Source organism: Mycobacterium sp. E2733, from assembly GCF_001667585.1.
Taxonomy (GTDB): Bacteria; Actinomycetota; Actinomycetes; order Mycobacteriales; family Mycobacteriaceae; genus Mycobacterium.
This window is the reverse complement of sequence record NZ_LZJZ01000005.1, coordinates 1-1,650: the sequence shown is the minus strand read 5'-3', so window position 1 is coordinate 1,650 and position 1,650 is coordinate 1. Positions and strand designations below refer to the sequence as shown.

Annotated in this window: 1 protein-coding gene; it reads right to left on the bottom strand. The window is 71.8% G+C overall.

Features of this window, described 5'->3' with window-relative positions:
* Positions 1-1,130 (bottom strand): hypothetical protein (locus A5678_RS00075; protein WP_231983532.1); only part of this gene is annotated, 1,130 nt, incomplete at its 3' end.
* Between the last annotated feature and the right edge of the window lie 520 nt (positions 1,131-1,650).

Here is a 1,650-nt window from a genome sequence, read left to right as displayed (position 1 = left end):
CCGGCGGCGGTCATGGCGGCGGTGACGAAGGGCACGGCGGCGGTGGCGGCGGGTTCCCGGGCATTCCGGGCCTCGGCCGGTGCGGGGGCCGCGGGCGCCGGGGCAGGCCGGGTGGGCGCAACGACCACGTTCTGGTTCGGGCTGGGCCGGACATTGGCGGTGGGCCGGATGGCGATCGCCAACGAGACGACCAGCGCCACCACGCCGATGACGAAGACGCTCGCCACGATGCTACCCACCAGCCGGAGGGAGCGGCGCTCGGGATAGCCCGCGTCGACGAGCGCGGTGGCGCCGGTGGCCGCGCCGGGGTAGGGCTCGTCGATGTCGTCGGGGACGGCGCTGTACGCGAGGCCTTCCTCGCCGGCGTTGGCCGGGGTGTCGAAATAGCCGGGCGCGATCGCGAACGGGTTGATGGCGCCGGTGCCCGGGTCCTGGGCGTACGCCAGCGCCGCGGTGGACGACGAGAACAGCGGGGCGTGCGCCGACGCCAGCGCCGCGCCTCGGGCCAGCGCCGTCTCCGGCTCCTCGGGAGCCGACAGCGGCAGCGTGGTCGCCGCCTCGAGCGCGGGCTTGATCAGCGGGATGTCAACGCCGGAGCCGACGACGAAGACGCCGTCCGGGCGCGTCTCCATCGTCTCGGCCTGCGAAACCATCGTGGCCAGCTGGGCCACCGCGGCGTCGTCGTCGGCCGGCAGGGACTGCCGACGGACGTCGGCGACCGACCCGTCGGCGCTGTTGACGACCGCGAGGGTCGCGGTGTCGGGCTCGATGTAGAGCAGCGCCGTTTGCGCATAGTTCGTCTGACTGCCGACCGCCTGGGCTAGGGCCGCCGCGGCCAGGAAGGACGAGACCAACATCACGTTCTCGACCTTGTGGGCGGCCAGCGCATCCCGCAGCGCGGCGGCCTCGATCGGATCGGTGAAGGTGACCCCGGTCGAGGCCAATTGGTAACCGCCCTCGGCCGCGCCCTGCCGCGTACCCAGGATCGCGGACACTACCTGGTTGGCCGCGCCGAGCGTTGCGGCGTCGTCTTCGGGCGGAACGTCAAAGTTGTCTTCGTCGACGGTGGCGCCTTCGCCATTCTGGCCTTCGACCAGCACCATTCGGACGGCCGTCGGCGCCATCGACACGCCAAGTACGGTGTCCAAAGCTCCTCCATGGTTCGATTGCTAGCCCTGCTGATGAGGACGTGGCCCGCCGCACCCCGCGAAAACGCGAGAGGTCACTAAGTCCCCACCGTATGTTCCCCTGAAGTTCCCATTTTACGCGTGCTCGGGACTTCCGGTCGGGGCCGGGACGCGGCTACGGGATCGGGAGGCCGTGCCCCAGGTGTCGATGTAGCCAATCGTCCCACTGATCGCCGTGGGACGGACCGGGCCCCGGCTGGGGAGAGACTGGCGCCGACGGCGAGGCGGCCGCGCACTCGGGCGCGCGACGCAGCCGCAAGTCGGTGCTGGCCGTCGCCGCCGCGACGCTGATATTCATCGGCGGTGTCGTTGCCCTGGCCGTGGCGCTGGCCGTCGACATCCGACCGCATGCCAACCAGCACCCCGACATCAACCAAAACGTCGTCGCCCCGTCACACCCCCCCCCCCCCCCGCCGGCGGTGGCTCCCGTGAGACGCGTCACAATGTGGGGCGGGCCTGTCAC